The 15,050-nt window shown below is 63.7% G+C and carries 14 protein-coding genes; 8 read left to right on the top strand and 6 right to left on the bottom strand.

The features are described from left to right. Positions 1 to 22: 22 nt before the first annotated feature. Genes AWX27_RS00655 through AWX27_RS00645 form a run of 3 tightly spaced genes read right to left on the bottom strand, consistent with a single transcriptional unit; the run spans position 23 to position 2,889 of the window. On the bottom strand, positions 23 to 925 hold the full coding sequence (locus tag AWX27_RS00655) for an alpha/beta hydrolase (RefSeq protein WP_060418761.1): 903 nt from the start codon (positions 923 to 925) through the stop codon (positions 23 to 25). Beyond that, complete coding sequence (locus AWX27_RS00650; RefSeq protein WP_060418759.1) at positions 912 to 1,808, bottom strand: alpha/beta fold hydrolase; 897 nt, start codon at positions 1,806 to 1,808, stop codon at positions 912 to 914. Before AWX27_RS00650 ends, AWX27_RS00655 begins: the two co-directional genes overlap by 14 nt. A 25-nt stretch (positions 1,809 to 1,833) precedes the next feature. Beyond that, complete coding sequence (locus AWX27_RS00645) at positions 1,834 to 2,889, bottom strand: sugar phosphate isomerase/epimerase family protein (RefSeq protein WP_060418757.1); 1,056 nt, start codon at positions 2,887 to 2,889, stop codon at positions 1,834 to 1,836. Between the two features lie 140 nt (positions 2,890 to 3,029). Here AWX27_RS00645 and AWX27_RS00640 point away from each other — a divergent pair, with 140 nt between their 5' ends. Beyond that, complete coding sequence (locus AWX27_RS00640) at positions 3,030 to 3,620, top strand: TetR/AcrR family transcriptional regulator (protein WP_060418755.1); 591 nt, start codon at positions 3,030 to 3,032, stop codon at positions 3,618 to 3,620. Here AWX27_RS00640 and AWX27_RS00635 read toward each other — a convergent pair. Both AWX27_RS00635 and AWX27_RS00630 read right to left on the bottom strand, forming a co-directional pair. Further along, entirely contained in the window at positions 3,617 to 3,919 is a 303-nt protein-coding gene (locus AWX27_RS00635) for a cupin domain-containing protein (protein ID WP_047730662.1), read from the bottom strand. The two genes, AWX27_RS00640 and AWX27_RS00635, sit on opposite strands and share 4 nt — an antisense overlap. A 94-nt stretch (positions 3,920 to 4,013) precedes the next feature. Continuing rightward, entirely contained in the window at positions 4,014 to 5,894 is a 1,881-nt protein-coding gene (locus tag AWX27_RS00630; RefSeq protein ID WP_060418752.1) for a potassium transporter Kup, read from the bottom strand. Between the two features lie 240 nt (positions 5,895 to 6,134). Here AWX27_RS00630 and AWX27_RS00625 point away from each other — a divergent pair, with 240 nt between their 5' ends. Together AWX27_RS00625 and AWX27_RS00620 are read left to right on the top strand one after the other, a co-directional pair. Continuing rightward, entirely contained in the window at positions 6,135 to 7,874 is a 1,740-nt protein-coding gene (locus tag AWX27_RS00625) for an ABC transporter permease (protein ID WP_060418750.1), read from the top strand. 12 nt (positions 7,875 to 7,886) lie between these two features. Continuing rightward, positions 7,887 to 9,206, top strand: coding sequence for an ABC transporter ATP-binding protein (locus tag AWX27_RS00620; protein WP_038880164.1), 1,320 nt, complete (start codon positions 7,887 to 7,889; stop codon positions 9,204 to 9,206). Here the strand turns inward: AWX27_RS00620 and AWX27_RS00615 are convergent. Beyond that, positions 9,203 to 10,132, bottom strand: coding sequence for a LysR substrate-binding domain-containing protein (locus AWX27_RS00615; RefSeq protein WP_060418747.1), 930 nt, complete (start codon positions 10,130 to 10,132; stop codon positions 9,203 to 9,205). The two genes, AWX27_RS00620 and AWX27_RS00615, sit on opposite strands and share 4 nt — an antisense overlap. Positions 10,133 to 10,301: 169 nt before the next feature. Between AWX27_RS00615 and AWX27_RS00610 the strand changes: the two genes are divergently transcribed. The 5 genes from AWX27_RS00610 to AWX27_RS00590 all read left to right on the top strand — a co-directional run bounded on the left by AWX27_RS00610 (position 10,302) and on the right by AWX27_RS00590 (position 15,034). Continuing rightward, the gene (locus AWX27_RS00610) at positions 10,302 to 11,252 is read left to right on the top strand and encodes a branched-chain amino acid ABC transporter permease (RefSeq protein WP_060418744.1); all 951 of its coding nucleotides are present in this window, start codon (positions 10,302 to 10,304) and stop codon (positions 11,250 to 11,252) included. Between the two features lie 10 nt (positions 11,253 to 11,262). Then, the gene (locus AWX27_RS00605) at positions 11,263 to 12,375 is read left to right on the top strand and encodes an ABC transporter permease subunit (RefSeq protein ID WP_060418741.1); all 1,113 of its coding nucleotides are present in this window, start codon (positions 11,263 to 11,265) and stop codon (positions 12,373 to 12,375) included. Next, positions 12,372 to 13,142 carry an ABC transporter ATP-binding protein gene (locus AWX27_RS00600; RefSeq protein WP_060418738.1) on the top strand — a complete coding sequence of 257 codons (771 nt, stop codon included), beginning with the start codon at positions 12,372 to 12,374 and terminating at the stop codon, positions 13,140 to 13,142. Before AWX27_RS00605 ends, AWX27_RS00600 begins: the two co-directional genes overlap by 4 nt. After that, positions 13,135 to 13,848, top strand: a complete 714-nt coding sequence (locus AWX27_RS00595; protein WP_060418736.1) for an ABC transporter ATP-binding protein — start codon at positions 13,135 to 13,137, stop codon at positions 13,846 to 13,848. The genes AWX27_RS00600 and AWX27_RS00595 overlap by 8 nt, the downstream gene beginning before the upstream one ends. Before the next feature lie 82 nt (positions 13,849 to 13,930). Further along, entirely contained in the window at positions 13,931 to 15,034 is a 1,104-nt protein-coding gene (locus AWX27_RS00590) for a branched-chain amino acid ABC transporter substrate-binding protein (RefSeq protein ID WP_369803927.1), read from the top strand. Positions 15,035 to 15,050 lie beyond the last annotated feature (16 nt).

Here is a 15,050-nt window from a genome sequence, read left to right as displayed (position 1 = left end):
CCCCGCAGTGCGGGGCTTTTTTTTACTCGCGAGCCAGTTCGAACAGCCGCCGCGCCGCCGGGGTCAGCCCCAGCATGTGAATGCAGGCATGCACCATGCCCGGCAACCGTTCGCAGCGCACCGGCACGCCCGCCTCGCGCAGCCGCTGCGCATACTGCTCGGCCTCATCGCGCAGCGGATCGTATTCGCAACTCAGGATGGTGGCCGGCGGTAACCCGCGCAGCGTGGCGGCGTGCAGCGGCTCGGCGCCGGGATCGCGCCGCTGGGCCAGATACTGCTGCCAACAAAATACCATCGCGTCGCGCGTCAGAAAGTGCCCCTCGGCAAACTCGCGATAGCTCGTCGTCGTCATCTCGCGGCTGAGCGCCGGGTACAGCAGCAGCTGGCGCTCGATGTGCGGGCCGCCGCGATCCCGCGCCAACAGCGCGACCGCCGCCGCCAGATTGCCCCCGGCGCTGTCGCCGCCCACCGCCAGGCGCTGCGCGTCGATCCCCAACTGCGGCGCCTGTTGCGCCACCCAGCAGAGCGCCTGGTAGACATCTTCCAGCGGCTGCGGAAACGGGTATTCCGGCGCCAGACGGTAGTCGACCGACAGGATCACCCGGCCGGTGGCGTTGGCCAGCGCCTGACAGGGCCGATCGTACAGCGCCAGCGAACCGAGGCACCAGCCGCCGCCGTGGGCGAACAGCATCGCCGGTTGCGCGTTCGCGCGGTTTTCCCCTGCCGGTAGATAAGTGCGCAGCGCAATCCTGTGTCCATCGGCGGCGACCACCGTATAGTCCCTGACGCCGCCGCTCGGCTCCGCCTCGCCCTGCAGCCGGCGTAAACCGGTTTCCGTGGCCACACGCATTTCCGCCAGCGACGCGGGGGGCGGCGCATCGGCCGACGCCGTCAAAAAGGCGGCGATGCGTTCATCGAGCGGCATGGGGTTCTCCTGCCAGGAACGGCGTAATCAGGGCAATAAATTCCTCATGGCACTCCTCAGTAATGAAATGCCCGCAGCCGGCGACCGTTTCGCCCCGCAGATCGTGCGCATTGCCCCGCAGCGTCGTCAGCGGCGCATTACCGGTCGCGTGCTCCGCCCCTACCGTCAACACCGGCATCGTCAGGGGCGTGGCGGCGCGCAGCCGGTTCTGCCGCACGGTCTCCGGGATCGCCCGGTAATAGTCGAATCCGGCGCGCAGGCCGCCCGGCGCCGAATAGGCGGTGATATACACCTGCGCCGCCACCCGATCGCGCCGATAGGACCAGCGATTGAAGATATAGCCAAGATACTCCTGCTCACGCCCCTGGGTCAGGGCCTCCGGCAAATCCGCCAGTTGGTTGAACATGAAATGCCACAGGAAGATGTTCTCCTCCGGCGCGACGAAAATTGGCGGCGGCGGCGCCAGCCCGGGGATCACCGCCTCCGTCAGCACCAGACGCTCCACCGCCTGCGGGAAATCGCTCGCCATGGCGTAGCCGATCCACATGCCGATGTCGTGGCCAACCAGTTGGTAACGTTCATGGCCCAGCTGCGCCATCATCGCGTGCAACGTCGCACCAACGTTGCCGGTGTCGTAGCCGCCAGCGGGCTTGTCAGAATCGCCGATGCCCGGCGGGTCGACGGCGATCGCCTGAAAACCGGCCGCCGCCAGCGCTTGCATCACATGGCGCCAGGTGTACCAGGTTTGCGGCCAGCCAGGGATCAGCAGCACCGGCCGCCCTTCACCGGCCACCACGCAGTGAAGGCGCCGGCCGTTGACCTGGAGATAGACGTGTTCCGCCGCGAGATCCGCCAACGTGACCTCGTTCTGTCGGTATTGCATGGGGTAACTCCCTGAAGGATTAGGCTCAGCGAATGCCGAGCAAGGCATTGATCTGCTGTGGGTTGACCGGCGCGCCGGCGAAATCGTCGAACACTTTGTCGGTGACGTGGATAATGCGATCGCGAATGAAGGCTGCGCCTTCGCGTGCGCCGTCCTGCGGGTTTTTCAGGCAACATTCCCACTCCAGCGCCGCCCAGCCCGAATAATCGTACTGCGTCAGGCGTGAAAAGATGCCGTTGAAATCGACCTGGCCGTCGCCCAGCGAGCGGAAGCGGCCGGCGCGATCGATCCAGGATTGATAGCCGCCGTAAATACCCTGCCGACCGGTCGGATTGAACTCGGCGTCCTTGACGTGGAACATGCCGATAACCTCTTTATAGATATCGATAAACTCCAGATAGTTGAGCTGCTGCAGCACCATATGGCTCGGGTCGAACAGCACCCGGCAGCGCGGATGGTGGCCGACGCGCTCATGAAATATTTCGAATGTCACGCCGTCGTGCAGATCCTCGCTCGGGTGAATTTCGTAACACAGGTTGATCCCCTGCTCGTCGCAGGCGTTAAGCACCGGCAGCCAGCGCCTGGCGAGTTCGTCGAACGCGGTATCGATCAGTCCTTCCGGACGCTGTGGGAACGGAAACAGATAGGGCCAGGCCAGCGAACCGGAAAAGGTGCCCAGTTCGCTGAGCCCGAGCCGCGCCGACGCCTTCACCGCCAACAGCATTTGCTGCCGCGCCCACTCGCCACGCGCCTGCGGATTGCCCTGTAGCGCCGGCGGCGCGAAGCTGTCAAACAGCGCATCGTAAGCCGGGTGTACCGCCATCAGCTGGCCGAAGATATGGCTGGTCAACTCGCTGACCACCAACCCCTGTTCCGCCAACATGCCGGTCAAATCATCGCAGTAGGTTTGGCTTTCCGCGGCGGTGGCCACGTCGAATAAACGCCGATCCCAGGCCGGGATCTGCAGCGCACTAAAGCCGGTCTGCGCCGCCCATTCGGCGATGGCGGGCAGGCTATTGAACGGCGCTGTCTCATCGCTGAACTGCGCGAGATGCAGGCTTGGACCTTTGAGGGTTTTCATCGTAAACTCCTATTGGTTGTCGATTGACAAACAATAGGAGCAAAGCGCGATGACCGCAAGCGAAATTTATAAAGACATTGGTATTCCCGCCGATTTAAGCGATCCTATGTCGCTGAATGGCAGGTAAATTGGAGCAGCGAATGGCAGGCAGACCGCGCGAGTTCGACCGCGAACAGGCGCTCTTGAAGGCGCGAAACTTATTCTGGCGACAGGGTTACGAAGGCACCTCGATGTCGGATCTGGTGGCGGAATTGGGCATTGCTTCCGCACGCATCTACAAGGCGTTCGGCTCCAAAGAGCAGCTGTTCCGCGAGGCGATCGCCAGTTATGAAACCGAGGAAGGCGGCTTCGCCGATCGCGCCTTCGCGCAGGAAAGCGGCGTTCGCCCGGCGATCCAACGTATGCTGGAAGATGCCGTGCGGCTCTACAGCCGGCCGGATCTGCCGCAGGGTTGCATGGTGGTCTCCTCCGCCGCCAGCGTCAGTGCGGAGAACGACGGGCTCAAAACCTGGCTGGCTGAGCATCGGTTGCAGCGCACCCAGCAGATCGTCGAACGGCTGCGGCAGGCGGTGCAAGCCGGCGAACTGCCGGCCGGCACCGACGCCGACAGCCTGGGGGACTTTTTCGCCGTCTTCCTGCACGGCCTGTCGATTCAGGCGCGTGACGGTGTCACTGAAGCGCGACTGTTGGCGGCGGTAAAGGTGGCGCTCACCGCCCTGGGCGACGCTTAATCTTCGGGCAGATCGAAAATCACCAGCGTGCCTTCGCTGCCCGGCAACACGCGGTGCGGCACGCCGGCCGCGGCCTGATACAGCTGGCCGGCCTGCACCACAATCGTTTCCCCCGCCACCTGCAGCCGCAGCTGCCCGCGGATCACCAGCAGCCCTTCGCTGTAATCATGCACTTCATCCGCTATGCTGCGCTCATCCATGCGCAGCACTTTGATATTGGCCGCACCGACGCGGCCCAGCACGGTAGAACGCCAGGCCTCAGGCAGTTCGGCCGCCTGCAGGTTTAAATCGAACAGCATCGGTACCCCCTGTGGTTATCGAACGTAGCGGCACTCTACGCCGACTGCGGCCGGCGTGGAAAGAATCCCGGGTTGTAGCTTATGCCCGCCCGGCCTATACCGGCACCCGGCGGCTGATCTCCACCACCTGATCGCTGGGCAGGTAATAATAATCCGTGACGTGCATGCCGTTGCGCACCATCAGCGCGAACAGGTTGCGCTGCCAGGACGGCAACCGGTCGCTCGCCTCGCGGCGCACCACGGTTTCATGGCCGAGATAGTAAGTCGCCTCGTCAAAGTTCAGGCCACATTTTTGCGCCTCAACGTGCTGCAGCAGCTGCGGGATGTTCGGCCGCTCCATAAAGCCGTAGCTGGCCACGCCGCACCAAAACCCCGGCACCAGTTCGCGCATCACCAGGCGTTCGGCATTCGATACCCGCGGTTCATTGACGATGGCAATGGTCAGCGCCAGCACGTTGGCGTGCAGCGAGCCGTTGCGTTTGACGTGCCATTTCATTACCGGCGGCGTGCCCTGCAGGCTGCGGGTGAGAAAGACCGCGGTGCCCGGCACCCGCGGCACGGATTCACGCTGGATTTTCGCCAGGAAATCCGCGATCGGCACCGTCGTCTCGCCGAGGGTGCGCACGGCCGCCAGCACCCCGCGATGCCAGATCAGCATCACGGTATAGACCGCGGCGGCCAGCAGCAGCGGGATGTAACCGCCCTGCAACACCTTGGTCAGGTTGGCCGTCAGGAAGCTCAGATCGACCACGAAGAAACACCCCGCCACCAACAGGCTGGCGGCCAGCCCCCAGCGCCACACCTCGCGCATCGCCACGAACAGCAAGCCGGTGGTCATGATCATGGTCAACGAAACGGCGATGCCGTAGGCGGCGGCCAGATTGTCCGAGGATTTGAAGAACACCGTCAGGAACAGCGTCACCACCATCAGCAGCCAGTTGATGGCGCCGATGTAGATCTGCCCGTAGCTTTCCTCGGTGGTTTGTTTAACCCGCAGCCGCGGCAGCCAACCCAGCTGGATTGCCTGGCGGGTCATCGAAAACGCGCCGCTGATGATCGCCTGGCTGGCGATGATCGTCGCCAGCGTGGCCAGGATCACCAGCAGGATCAGCAGCGCCGGCGGGCACAGGCGGAAGAAGATGTTCTGCGTGACGTCGGCGCCGGCCAAAATCAGCGCGGCCTGGCCGGCGTAGTTGAGCAACAGGCTGGGAAAAACGATGCCGAACCAGGCCAGCCAAATCGGCCGTTTGCCGAAGTGCCCCATGTCGGCGTACAGCGCTTCGGCGCCGGTGACGCACAGAAACACGCCGCCCAGCACCAGGAAACTGGTCAGCCCGTTCGAGAACAGAAAATGAATGCCGTACATCGGGTTCAGCGCCAGCAGCACCGCCGGGTGCTGGATGATGCCCCACACGCCCAGCGCGGCGATCGACAGGAACCACAGCGCCATGATCGGCCCGAACACGCGGCCGATACGTGCGGTACCCAGCGGCTGAATGGCGAACAGGCTGAGCAAAATCACTACCGCCGCCGGCAGAATGTAGGGCTGCGACGCCGGCAGCACGATATTCAGCCCCTCGAGGGCGGAGAGCACCGAGATGGCCGGCGTGATGGCGCCGTCGCCGTAGATCAACGCCGCGCCGAACAGGCCGGCGAACAGCACCAGCGGCCGGGATTTCCGCCTGCTGACCAGCAGCGACATCAGCGCCATGATGCCGCCCTCGCCGCGGTTGCCGATGCGCATGGCGAACATGGCGTATTTGAGCGAGGTGACGATCACCAGCGTCCAGAAAATCAGCGACAGCAGGCCAAGGATCACCGGCGCCGACGGCGCATCGCCGGAGAGAAACAGCACGGTTTTCAGGGTGTACAACGGGCTGGTGCCGATATCGCCGAACACCACGCCCAAAGCGCCCAGCGCCAACGGCGCCAGGCCGGTCTTGTTCGAGGTTTCCGTATCATTGCCGACAGACATCTGCTTGCTCCTTAGCCTTGCACAGTGAGTTGGAATTATTGTCACTTTATTGCCGCCGCGCCACTCGCTCGGCAGCGATAAGCATAACTTAACCGTCATCTTCACGGGTTACAGTATCGCCCGTTTGCGGCACAGAAACCGCCGCCGGTGAGCAACGGTTTAGAATCGCCCGCGCCGGATGGTCTATAGTCCTTATGCGATTGTCACTTTCTTGTTTGCGCCCGCCGTGGGAGAAGTGAAATGAACGTCCGGCTCAACACCCATGTTTCCGCCCGGCGCCTGCTGCCCAATGGCTGGGACGTCATCGCCTTTCCGCTGATCATCGGCCTGATCGCCATGATGGCCATCGGCCTGCATCAAACCCTGCAACCGATCGTCACGCTGAAAACGCAGGCGATATCGCTCGATCCCGCCAACCTGCCGGAATACGCCCTGCGCACCACGCTGCGCATGCTGGTGGCGATGGTGGCCGCGCTGGCGTTCTCGCTGGTCTACGGCACCCTGGCCGCCAAGAGCCGGCGCGCCGAAAAGGTGCTGGTGCCGATCCTCGATATTCTGCAGTCGGTGCCGGTACTCGGCTACATCTCTTTCACCGTCACCTTTTTCATCGCGCTGTTCCCCGGCCGGGTACTGGGGGTCGAGCTGGCGGCGATGTTCGCCATCTTCACCAGCCAGGCGTGGAATATGACCTTCAGCTTCTACCAGTCGCTGCGCACCGTGCCGCGCGATCTGCAAGAAGTGGCGCGCGGCTTCCATCTGAGTCCGTGGCAACGTTTCTGGAAGCTTGACGCGCCGTTCGCCATGCCGGGGCTGATCTGGAACATGATGATGTCGATGTCCGGCGGCTGGTTCTTTATCGTGGCGTCGGAAGCGATCACCGTCGGCAACAACACCTTTACGCTGCCGGGCATCGGCGCGTATCTCGCGCAGGCGATCCTCAGCAAGGATCTGCTCGCGATAGGTTGGGTGCTGCTCACCATGACGGTGGTGATCCTGGCCTACGATCAACTGCTGTTTCGGCCATTGGTGGCATGGGCGGACAAATTCCGCATGGAAACCACCCGCTCGGCGAGCGCCCCCACTTCCTGGTTGTTGAACCTGATGCGCCGCACGCGCCTGATCCACCTGCTGCTGACGCCGCTGGGCGCACTGCTGGCCAAAACCGCGCGCCTGAAACTGAGCCTGCCCGCCCGGCCGTTGCGCCGCGGCAATAGCGCCCAACGGCAGCGGCGTTCGCGCACGATCGATCGGTGTTGGAGCACCATCGTCATCCTGCTGACGCTGGCGATCGCCTGGCGCGTCATTCTCTATGTGCAGACCGGCGTGACGCTCAATGACGTGGGCCATGTGATGGTGCTGGGGCTGATCACGCTGCTGCGCGTGGCGGTGCTGATCGCCCTGTCGTCGCTGATCTGGGTGCCGCTCGGCGTACTGATCGGCTTGCGCCCAACGCTGGCCGGAAAGATCCAGCCGATCGCCCAGTTTCTGGCCGCGTTTCCGGCTAACCTGCTGTTCCCGGTGTTCGTCATCACCATCGTCCACTTCCGGCTGAACCCCGATATCTGGCTGTCGCCGCTGATCGTGTTGGGCACCCAGTGGTACATTCTGTTCAACGTGGTGGCCGGCGCCACCGCGTTGCCCAACGACTACCGCGAGGCCGCCGCCAATTTTCACATTCGCGGTTGGCAATGGTGGCGCCAGGTGATGCTGCCGGGCATCTTCCCCTATTACATTACCGGCGCCATCACCGCGTCCGGCGGCGCCTGGAACGCCAGCATCGTGGCGGAGTTCGTGCAGTGGGGCAGCACCCAGGTGAAGGCACATGGGCTGGGTGCCTACATCGCCGAAACCACCGCCGCCGGCGATTTCCCCAAGATCATTTTGGGCATCGCCGTGATGTCACTGTTCGTTACGCTGTTCAACCGTCTGTTGTGGCGGCCGCTTTACGCCTACGCCGAATCCCGCTTCCGCATCGATTAAGGAGCCGTTCAGATGTCAGACCTTCACCCAACGCAGGCGACGCACTCGCCCGGCGAGGAAATTTTAGCGGTCAACGCGGTCAGCCATGGCTATGACAAGGCACATGGCGAGCTGCTGATCCTCGACGGGGTCAATCTGTCGCTGCGGGCGGGCGAGATCGTCGGGTTGCTGGGCCGCTCCGGCTCGGGCAAATCGACGCTGCTGCGCATCATCGCCGGCCTGGTTACCCCCACCGCCGGGACGGTGAACTACCTGGGGCAGCCGCTGAACGGCCCCGCCAAAGGCGTCGCCATGGTGTTTCAAACCTTCGCGCTGTTCCCCTGGCTGACGGTGCTGCAAAACGTTGAGGCCGGCCTCGAGGCGCTGGGCGTCGCCCCTGCCGAACGGCGCGAGCGGGCATTGGCGGCCATCGATCTTATCGGCCTGGACGGCTTCGAAAACGCCTACCCGCGCGAACTTTCCGGCGGCATGCGCCAGCGCGTAGGCTTCGCGCGCGCGTTGGTGGTGGATCCGACGCTGCTGCTGATGGATGAGCCGTTCTCGGCGCTGGATGTGTTGACCGCCGAAACGCTGCGTACCGACCTGCTGGATCTGTGGACCGAGGGGCGAATGCCGATCAAATCGGTGCTGATCGTCACGCACAACATCGAGGAAGCGGTCTTCATGTGCGATCGCATTCTGCTGCTCTCTTCCAACCCCGGCCGGGTGATCGCCGAAATCAAGGTGCCGTTCAGCCACCCGCGCAACCGGCTGGATCCGCAGTTCCGCCGCCTGGTGGACGATGTCTACGCCAAGATGACCGCCCGCCCGACCGACGGCAACGTCAAGAAAGGGCTGAAGCTCGGCACCCGACTGCCGCACGTGTCCACCAACCTGATCGCCGGCCTGATCGAAACCCTGGCCGCCGCGCCCTATTTCGGCCGCGCCGACATGCCGGAGATCGCTCTCTCGCTGCATCTGGAGGTCGATGAGCTGTTCCCCATCGCCGAAGTGCTGCAGTCGCTGGGCTTCGCCGACGTGCGCGAAGGCGACATCTTCCTGACGCCGCCGGCGCGCGCCTTCGCCGACGGCGACGTTCAGGCGCGCAAAGTACTGTTCGCGGAGCATCTGCTGCGCTATGTGCCGCTGGCCGCGCTGATCAAAAACGTGTTGGACGAGCGGCCGGGGCACCGCGCGCCGCGCGTGCGTTTCGAGCAGGAGCTGGAGGATTCGCTGTCGGACAGCGCCGCCAAAGAGACGCTGGATACGGTGATCAACTGGGGCCGTTACGGCGAAATCTTCTCCTACAACGATCAAACGGCGTTTTTCAGCCTGGAGGACGTCGAGTTTTAAGCGAGCCGGCGCTCATCGGCCTCGCGGCGCAGCCACTGCCGCAGGTTTTCGCCCTCCTGTGACAGTTCGCTATCCAGGCGAGCGCACAGGTAATAATCCCGGCCGTCGTCTATCGGCAGATCGAACATTTTGATCAACTCGCCGCTTTCAAGGTACTGGGCGATCAACGGCTCGCGCATCAATGCACACCCCAATCCCGCCTGCACCGCCGCCAGCGTCAGCAACCCGTCTTCGAACATCGGCCCGATGCTGCGCAGCGGGCGTTTAACGCCGGCCAGCTGAAACCATTGCATCCAGGTATTACGCTCCTCATCATGCAGCAGCGGCAGCGCCGCCAGCTGATCCGGCGTATCGAGCAAACCGTGCAGTTTACTGAATGCCCGGCTGCACACCGGCACCATTTGGCCGGACATCAGCTTTTCGCTGCGATAGCCGGTCCACTGCCCAACCCCGAAGCGGATCGACAGATCGGCGGCGTCGCTCAGGTAATTGCGGTGGTTGGCGTAAACCACATTGATGTCGATATCCGGATTTTCGCGCAGAAAGCCGCGCAGCCGCGGAATGAACCAGCCCATGCCGAACAGCGGGATCAGGCTGATGGTGACCTGCCGCGACGCGGACTGCTCGCGAACGTGTTCGGTCGCCTGGCGCAGCACGTTAAACGCCGACCGGATCGAGCGGTAATATTCCCGCCCCTCGCCGCGCAGCACCAGATGGCGCCCCTGCCTTTCGGTCAACGGCATCTGCAAGAATGCCTCCAGCGTTTTCAGCTGATGGCTGACCGCCGAAGGCGAAATCATCAGCTCCTTCGCCGCCGCGCTGATGCTGCCCAGGCGCGCGATGGCCTCGAACGCCCGCACGGCGCGCAGCGGCGGATCGTTCGGCAACATCGGCAACGGCTCATCGTACTGTTCTGTTTTTTTCATATATCGATTGTTTTATGGAAAGTCCGGGAGAAGTATTTATTTAATATACATAAAAATCAAAGCATTAAAATCACTCGTTTTTTGTATAAGAAAGTATTTTTCCGTATTTTACAATTTTTTTAAATTCTCTACTGTGAGCCTCCTGACTCATTATCTCCGGACTCTCCCTATGGATACGCTGGTACAGCAGACCGTCAACGGTTTGATGCTCGGCAGCATCTATGCGCTGATCGCGCTCGGCTACACCATGGTGTACGGCATCCTGCGCATCATCAACTTCGCGCATGGCGACGTGCTGATGGTCGGGGCACTCAGCGCGCTGTCGGCGATCGGCGTGTTGCAGCATCATTTTCCCGCGTTACCGCCCTACGCCACGCTGCTGCTGGCGGCCCTGTTCGCCATGGCCGTCTGCGCCATCACCTCGATGGCGATCGAACGTCTGGCCTATCGCCGGTTGCGCAATGCACCGCGCCTGGCCCCGCTGATCAGCGGCATCGGCGTCTCGCTGCTGTTGCAAACCCTGGCGATGCTGATCTGGTCACGCAATCCCCTGATGTTTCCGCAGCTGTTGCCGATGACGCCCATCGCCCTGACCGCAGGCAGCGCCGAACATGCGCCGGCGGTGATCACCGGCACCGCGATCGTCACGCTGGCGGTGGCCGTGACGGTCATGGCCGGCCTCTGGCTGCTGGTCGAACACAGCCGTTTCGGCCGCGCCATGCGCGCCACGGCGGAAAACCCGCAGGTCGCCGGCCTGATGGGCATCAGTCCTGACCGCATCATCGTTCTGACCTTCGCGCTCGGCGGCGCGCTGGCGGCGGTAGCCGGCATCATGATGGCCAGCAACTACGGCAACGCCGGTTTCTCGATGGGCTTTTTGCCCGGCATCAAAGCCTTTACCGCCGCCGTGCTCGGCGGCATCGGCAACCTGCGCGGCGCGATGCTCGGCGGTTTGCTGCTGGGGCTGTTCGAATCGCTGGGCACCGGCTATCTCGGCGAGCTGACCGGCGGCGTATTCGGCAGCAACTACCAGGACGTATTCGCGTTTCTGGTGCTGATCGCCGTGCTGGTCTTCCGCCCCTCCGGGCTGTTGGGCGAACGCATCGCCACGCGCGCATAAGGACATCACGATGACCGTTTTAACTTCCTCGCTTCCTCTGGCCACGCCTCGGCGCGCCAGGCTGGGGCTGACGCTGTTCATTCTCGCCCTGCTGCTGGCACCCTGGGTGGCGGGCGCCGCCGGCGGCAACTACTGGGTGCGCGTCGTCGACTTCGCGCTGCTGTACCTGATGCTGGCGCTCGGGCTGAACATCGTGGTGGGCATGACCGGATTGCTGGACATGGGCTTTATCGCTTTTTACGCCGTTGGCGCCTATCTGGCCGCGCTGCTGTCGTCACCGCATCTGACGCAGCAGTTCCCGCTGCTGCTGCAGTGGTTCCCCGATGGGCTGCACCTGTCGATGCTGTGGCTGATCCCGCTGGCGGCGCTGCTGGCGGCGGCGTGCGGCATTCTGCTCGGCGCGCCGACGCTGCGGCTGCGCGGCGACTACCTGGCGATCGTCACGCTCGGTTTCGGCGAGATCGTGCGTATTTTGATGCGCAATCTCGACCGCCCGGTCAACCTCACCAACGGCCCCAAAGGCATTTCCGGCATCGACCCGGTCAGCCTGTTCGGGCTGAAGTTTTCCGGCATGCATGAGTGGTTCGGCGTGCGTTTCTCCGGCCTGTATCTCTATTACTACCTGTTCGCCGCGCTGCTGCTGGCGATCCTGTTTATCAGCCTGCGGCTGCAAAACTCGCGCATTGGCCGCGCGTGGACGGCGATCCGCGAAGACGAGGACGCCGCGCGGGCGATGGGCATCAACACCCGCAACTTCAAGCTACTGGCCTTTGCCATCGGCGCCACCTTCGGCGGCGTGGCCGGCGCGCTGTTCGCCGCGTTTCAGGGCTTCGTGTCGCCGGAATCGTTCACCCTGCAAGAGTCGATCGCCGTACTGGCGATGGTGGTGCTCGGCGGCATGGGGCACATCCCCGGCGTGATCCTGGGCGCGCTGCTGCTGGCCGCTCTGCCGGAGCTGCTGCGCAGCAGCATGGGGCCGCTGCAGCAGGCGCTGTTCGGCCAGGTGCTGATCGACCCGGAAATTATCCGCCAACTGTTTTACGGCCTGGCGCTGATCCTGGTGATGCTGTATCGCCCGGCGGGCCTGTGGCCGGCCCGCCACCTAAGAGGGAATGCCGCATGACGCCTTTGCTCGCTTTACACCACGTCAGCAAACGCTTCGGCGGCCTGACGGCGATGGATGACGTCAGCATGAGCATCCGCCAGGGGGAAATCTATGGCCTGATCGGGCCAAACGGCGCCGGTAAAACCACCTGCTTCAATCTGATCACCGGCCTGTACCGTGCCGACGAGGGCGAATTTCGCCTGCAGGGCCAGCGCTATAAGCCCCAGGCGATCGATAAAGTGGCGCAGGCCGGCATCGCCCGCACCTTCCAGAACCTGCGGCTGTTCAACGAAATGAGCGTGCTGGAAAACGTGATGGTCGGCTGCCACGTACGCACCCGCAACGGCCTGTGGGCGGCGATCGCCCGCCACCGCCGTGCCAGGGAGGAAGAACAGGCGGTACGCGATAAATCCCATGCGCTGCTGGAGTATGTCGGCATCGGCCAATTTGCCCATTACCGCGCCGGGGATCTCGCCTACGGCCACCAGCGCCGTCTGGAGATCGCCCGCGCGCTGGCGACCGAGCCCCGGCTGCTGGCGCTGGACGAACCGGCGGCCGGCATGAACGCCGGAGAAAAAGTGGCGCTGCGCGAGCTGCTGCTGCGCATTCGCGACAGCGGCAAAACGCTGCTGTTGATCGAACACGACGTCAAGCTGGTGATGGGTTTGTGCGATCGCCTGACGGTGCTGGATTACGGCAAAGCGATTGCCGAAGGCGAACCGGCGCAGGTTCGGCGTGAACCGGCGGTCATTCAGGCCTATCTGGGAGGCGGCGCGCATGTCTGAAGCCCTGCTGAGCGTTAAACGACTCAACGTGTCTTACGGCGGCATTCACGCGGTCAAAGGCATCGATTTTATGGTCAACGCCGGCGAGCAGGTCACGTTGATCGGCGCCAATGGCGCGGGCAAGACCTCCAGCCTGCGGGCGCTGACCGGCCTGCAGCCGTTCGAGGGCGACATCCTGTTCGACGGCCGTTCGATTCGCGGCGTGCCGCCGCACCGCTTGCTGCAACAGGGGCTGGTGATGGTGCCGGAAGGTCGTGGCATTTTCACCCGCCTGACGGTGCGAGAAAACCTGCAGCTGGGCGCCTATACGCGCCGTGACAAACCGGCGGTGCGGCACGATTTCGAGCGGGTATGCGCCACCTTCCCACGCCTGAACGAGCGCCTGCATCAACCGGCCGGGCTGCTTTCGGGCGGCGAGCAGCAGATGGTGGCGATGGGCCGCGCGCTGCTCAGCCGCCCGCGCCTGTTGATATTGGACGAACCGTCGATGGGGCTGGCACCGATTGTGGTGGAGGCCATTTTTTCGGTCATCAAACAGTTGGCTCGTGACGGCGTCACGCTATTGCTGGTCGAGCAAAACGCCCGCCTGGCGCTGGAGTCTACCGATCGCGCCTATGTGTTGGACAGCGGCAGCCTGAGCCACAGCGGCCGCTCCGCCGACATGCTGGACGATGAAAAAATCAAACAGATCTATTTGGGTGAATAACCGTTGCTACCTTTAACCGCACCAGGAGTATGACATGCAGCAGAACTTTCGCATCAAGCCGTTGGCGCTGGCCGCCGTGACGATGATCCTGAGCCTCCCGGCGCTGGCGGACGACACCGTGTTGATCGGCCTGGCCGGGCCGCTGACCGGCCCTTCCGCGCGCATCGGCAAAGATCTCGAAAACGGCGCGCGCCTCGCGATCGCCGACGCCAACGCGCAAAAGCCGACGCTGAACGGCAAACCGGTCACCTTCAAATTGCTGTCCGAGGACGATCAGTCCGATCCGCGCACCGCCGTGGCCGTCGCGCAGCGTTTGGTCGACGAAGGCGTGGCCGGCGTGGTCGGCCACTGGAATACCGGCACCAGCATCCCGGCGGCGCGCATCTACCACGACGCCGGCATCGCCCAGGTGGCACCGGTCGCCACCGGCCACGGCTACACGCAACAAGGCTTTGACACCAGCTTCCGCGTGATGGGCCACGACGACGACGGCGGCAACTATGCCGGGCAGTATGCGGTGAAAACGCTGAAAGCCCAGCGCATCGCGGTGATCGACGATCGCACCGCCTTCGGCCAGGGCCTGGCGGACGAGTTCATCAAATCGCTGCAGGCCCAGGGCGTGCAGCCGGTCACCCGCGAGTACGTCGACGACAAGACCGTCGATTTCAGCGCCGTGCTGACCACCGTGCGCAGCAAAAACGCCGATCTGATCTTCTTCGGCGGCGTGGACTCCCAGGCGGCACCGCTGGCGCGCAAACTGAAACAGCTGGGCATGAACGCGCAGCTGATGGGCGCCGGCGGCTTTGTCAGCCAGACCTTCCTGACGCTGGCGCAGCGGGAAGGCGAAGGCGTGGTGGCACTGGAGCCCGGGCTGCCGCTGGAACAGATGCCGGGCGGCAAGGCGTTTGAACAAGCCTACCGCGATCGTTACCACACCCACATCGAACTGCATGCGCCCTTCGCCTACGACGCCACCCGGGTGCTGATCGCCGCCATCGAACAGGCCGGCTCGGCCAATCCGGCCGATTACCTGCCGAAACTGCGCGCCATACATTACCAGGGCGTGACCGGCGCCATTGCCTTCGATGCGCAGGGCAACCTGCAACAGCCGAGCTTCACCCTGTACCGGGTCGTGGACGGCAAATGGCAGCCGCAAACCGTGTTGGGCGGCGCCAAACCACAATAAATCAAGAGGAGCAAGG

Source organism: Serratia sp. 2880STDY5682894, assembly GCF_001537385.1.
Lineage (GTDB): Bacteria > Pseudomonadota > Gammaproteobacteria > Enterobacterales > Enterobacteriaceae > Serratia > Serratia nevei.
Note: the sequence above shows the minus strand (reverse complement) of the source record. Positions and strands in the feature narration are given on the sequence as shown.

Coding starts and splice junctions, on each gene's coding strand:
- AWX27_RS00615 (WP_060418747.1), bottom strand. CDS start 10,132: ATGAAAAAAACAGAACAGTACGATGAGCCGTTGCCGATGTTGCCGAAC.
- AWX27_RS00605 (WP_060418741.1), top strand. CDS start 11,263: ATGACCGTTTTAACTTCCTCGCTTCCTCTGGCCACGCCTCGGCGCGCC.
- AWX27_RS00650 (WP_060418759.1), bottom strand. CDS start 1,808: ATGCAATACCGACAGAACGAGGTCACGTTGGCGGATCTCGCGGCGGAA.
- AWX27_RS00640 (WP_060418755.1), top strand. CDS start 3,030: ATGGCAGGCAGACCGCGCGAGTTCGACCGCGAACAGGCGCTCTTGAAG.
- AWX27_RS00645 (WP_060418757.1), bottom strand. CDS start 2,889: ATGAAAACCCTCAAAGGTCCAAGCCTGCATCTCGCGCAGTTCAGCGAT.
- AWX27_RS00655 (WP_060418761.1), bottom strand. CDS start 925: ATGCCGCTCGATGAACGCATCGCCGCCTTTTTGACGGCGTCGGCCGAT.
- AWX27_RS00610 (WP_060418744.1), top strand. CDS start 10,302: ATGGATACGCTGGTACAGCAGACCGTCAACGGTTTGATGCTCGGCAGC.
- AWX27_RS00625 (WP_060418750.1), top strand. CDS start 6,135: ATGAACGTCCGGCTCAACACCCATGTTTCCGCCCGGCGCCTGCTGCCC.
- AWX27_RS00600 (WP_060418738.1), top strand. CDS start 12,372: ATGACGCCTTTGCTCGCTTTACACCACGTCAGCAAACGCTTCGGCGGC.
- AWX27_RS00620 (WP_038880164.1), top strand. CDS start 7,887: ATGTCAGACCTTCACCCAACGCAGGCGACGCACTCGCCCGGCGAGGAA.
- AWX27_RS00630 (WP_060418752.1), bottom strand. CDS start 5,894: ATGTCTGTCGGCAATGATACGGAAACCTCGAACAAGACCGGCCTGGCG.
- AWX27_RS00635 (WP_047730662.1), bottom strand. CDS start 3,919: ATGCTGTTCGATTTAAACCTGCAGGCGGCCGAACTGCCTGAGGCCTGG.
- AWX27_RS00595 (WP_060418736.1), top strand. CDS start 13,135: ATGTCTGAAGCCCTGCTGAGCGTTAAACGACTCAACGTGTCTTACGGC.
- AWX27_RS00590 (WP_369803927.1), top strand. CDS start 13,931: ATGATCCTGAGCCTCCCGGCGCTGGCGGACGACACCGTGTTGATCGGC.